The organism is Acetobacterium sp. (assembly GCF_036508315.1).
GTDB lineage: Bacteria > Bacillota > Clostridia > Eubacteriales > Eubacteriaceae > Acetobacterium.
Genome location: NZ_DATCHP010000103.1, coordinates 1 through 2,832, shown reverse-complemented (window position 1 = coordinate 2,832; position 2,832 = coordinate 1). Strand labels below are relative to the sequence as shown.

The window sequence follows — 2,832 nt, the reverse complement described above, 5'->3', positions numbered from 1 at the left end:
GCTCAAGCCGATGAACAGCTTTTTTCGGGGTTTGTCGGTTTTATTGCGATTGTTTTTCGTTTCGATCAGAGCGGTTGACGAAACATCGCATGGGGCCCTCTGGGAATAATCGTAGTAAAACATCGATACCAGAGCAAAGGTGATTGCTGTCTCAATCAGTTGGAAGGTGGTAAAGATGGCCGAAACAAAGAAGCCAAAGAAGCCAATAAAAATGGAGACGGCCAGGGTATCATAAAGGAGCTGTCCAAGGACAAAAAAAGCCACAACCTCAAGGATGCCAAAAAGCATCGCCAGCAGTAACAGAATCGCAGCATTCCAGAAAGCAACCCAGAAGGCTGTGTGCCAAAAATGACCTTTGATCAGCGTCCGGCTTTTTTTGATGGCCTGAATAAAGGGTTGATCTTCCAGGGTAAAATAATGGATCGAAAAAATCCCCCACATGACCAGCAGAAACAGGCCAATGAGCAGGATAAAGTAGCTCAGGGTCCATAGCGGGCTGGCAAAAATATTGGCCATGATAAATTCCGGGATTTTAACCTCGTTCACAAAACTGGAGGCTAGTGAAAATTCGGTAAAGGGGATAATGATCAGCACAAAAATAATCAACGGAAAATTACGTGGCTTGACAATCCGAATCGCCCGTTCAACACCCTTTTTGCAGAGCGTTAAAAGGCGAACCGGTCGCTGGAAGTGGCTTTCATTAAACAGGACAATGAGGGTGGTTAATTCGAAAAGTCCGTAAAACCCAAGCACCAGGATAAAAAGCAGAAGGGCTAACAGTCCAAGGGGATTGGTCAATACCAGACCAATATTGGCGTCGCTTAGAAAAGGAAACCCTAATAAGGACATTGCCTTATTCAAGAGAAAAAGGCTTCCAGGATAAATAACCAGTGATCCGATCAGGGTGTATAATGCTTCGAAAATGAGGAGTGTTATAAAATTAAATTGCACCAGTTTGAACTTCACTTTGCCATGATGGAAAACGTCAGTTAGAAATGCTTTCATTATGGGACTCCTTTCAATGAGCCGGTTTTATGCTTAGCACACTTATCTTAAAATGGGTTGCTTCACTATTATCCAAAGTATATCAGAAAGTTCCAATGAATTTATAGAAAAATTTATCAAAATACAAGCGAATAACGAAAAAAGGGAGGAAAAGAGAACTCCCTGTGCCTGACAGTGCGGCCGAGCCAGGTAGCGGCTGATGGTGCCAGGCACACTTAGGTTAAACTTCAAAGCGCGAAAAAAAAGGCCTAAGCTCGTTTACATTAATGCAAGTGATATTGCAAATAAGGTTAGCAGGATGTTAATTTGATAAAGAAATTTATAACTAGGTGGTGAATAAATGAGTGTAAGAATCGAAAAAATGCCTGATCGGATTATGGGCAGAAGTTTAAACTATAAGGTTATCCCAACAGTATGCAATCTGAAAAATATGCTGACTAAGCTTATAGCTGTACATGGAGATTTTAACCAACTGAAGCAATGGGAAAAGAGAAGTTACAAAGCTTATAATATTGAAGACATTAAATGTGATATACTGAACGCAAATAAAAATGAGTGGCCGGCGCTCATCAGAAACCATATTTTAACGGGTGATACGAGCTTGTTTGGGGCAAGTTGTATAGATGTGTATCTGGTAGCGTATGTAGCAAATGAATTTGGCGTTGGTAAAGGTGTTTTTAAAAGGCATATCTTTGATAATCAGATTACTGAAAAAATAAATTCAGTGAACGCCATATGGTCGGTTGGAAAAGGGGATGGGATCTATCTTGAAGTTCTTAATACGGACGGTTCCATTAATGATAGTGAATTTATTGAGAAGTGGATTGCAAGGTAAAGTTTGAAAAAACTAACAATGAGGTAAATAAGTGTATAAAAAACTTTTAACAAAAAAATTCTTTCGGGATAATCCGTACTTGGAAAACTCCGTGCAGCGGTTAGTTTACAGCACCCTTTTATTTGATGGGATTGAGAATGTAGCCAATGAATTAATTATGAAGGAAGGAATATTGAACAATGAACGCCTTAACCAGATCACTCGGGAGAAGGAACTCATTCAGGCAGAACAAAACCCTGAGGAGATCTTTCAACTGTTACGAAAAAAAACAGATGCAATTAATCGGGTTGACCTGATTAGAAAGGCGTTGGAGTTTGAAGAGGTGCTCATGCCTATGGTGTTGGAAAAGCTGAAACGCAATAACCATGATATTTTTATAGAAAATTCAGTACAGTTTCTTGCTAAAAGTCAAAAAAACTATTCACTGTTGCTGAAGGAACAGTATGTTGAGATCCGAAGCCCTTATGTGCAGTCATTAATTTGCCTGATTCTTGGCTTTAAAGGGGAAGAGGACACTATTCCTTGGTTATTGGACAGATTCTTTGAAATGAAAAAGTTGTACCCCTGTGAAACGTATGATCAGGGACCATTGCTTGCCTTGCATGAACTAAATTGTCGTTTCTATAAAAGATGATAACAATTTCTAAATAATTGTGACCGGTGCCTGCCCCTTAACTTATTGAGAATCCACTCGGGTTTAGGGAAAGTTGGTTTTAGAACTGGCTTTGTGTACTATAAGGTTAATTCAGTTTTTGAAATGAAAGTGCCTGACGCTGCTTTTAGGCGCAAAGAGCGGCGCAGCTAAAAAGAGGTGAAAGTTTATGAATATCGGGACCATCACGATTTGCATTCACACTCCATGGGTGCATTCACTGAAAGACAAACGCCGGATTCTGAAAAGTCTGGTTGAAAAAACCAGACAGAAATTCAATGTGTCCATTTCCGAAATTGACGAACAGGATCATCATCAGAAAATTGTTTTGGGAATCGCC

Annotated in this window: 4 protein-coding genes; 3 read left to right on the top strand and 1 reads right to left on the bottom strand. The window is 39.9% G+C overall.

Annotated elements, in window-relative coordinates:
• Positions 1 to 1,005, bottom strand: a 1,005-nt coding sequence (locus tag VIK44_RS12360; RefSeq protein WP_331554196.1) for a glycerophosphoryl diester phosphodiesterase membrane domain-containing protein, incomplete at its 3' end; no start/stop codon positions are given.
• Positions 1,006 to 1,345: 340 nt separating this feature from the next.
• Here VIK44_RS12360 and VIK44_RS12355 point away from each other — a divergent pair.
• From VIK44_RS12355 to VIK44_RS12345, 3 genes are all read left to right on the top strand, one after another.
• Positions 1,346 to 1,840, top strand: a complete 495-nt coding sequence (locus VIK44_RS12355; protein WP_331554195.1) for a hypothetical protein — start codon at positions 1,346 to 1,348, stop codon at positions 1,838 to 1,840.
• 31 nt (positions 1,841 to 1,871) lie between these two features.
• Positions 1,872 to 2,474 carry a hypothetical protein gene (locus VIK44_RS12350; protein WP_331554194.1) on the top strand — a complete coding sequence of 201 codons (603 nt, stop codon included), beginning with the start codon at positions 1,872 to 1,874 and terminating at the stop codon, positions 2,472 to 2,474.
• Between the two features lie 187 nt (positions 2,475 to 2,661).
• Positions 2,662 to 2,832: DUF503 domain-containing protein (locus VIK44_RS12345; RefSeq protein ID WP_331554197.1), on the top strand; the 171-nt coding region annotated here is incomplete at its 3' end.

Coding starts and splice junctions, on each gene's coding strand:
- VIK44_RS12355 (WP_331554195.1), top strand. CDS start 1,346: ATGAGTGTAAGAATCGAAAAAATGCCTGATCGGATTATGGGCAGAAGT.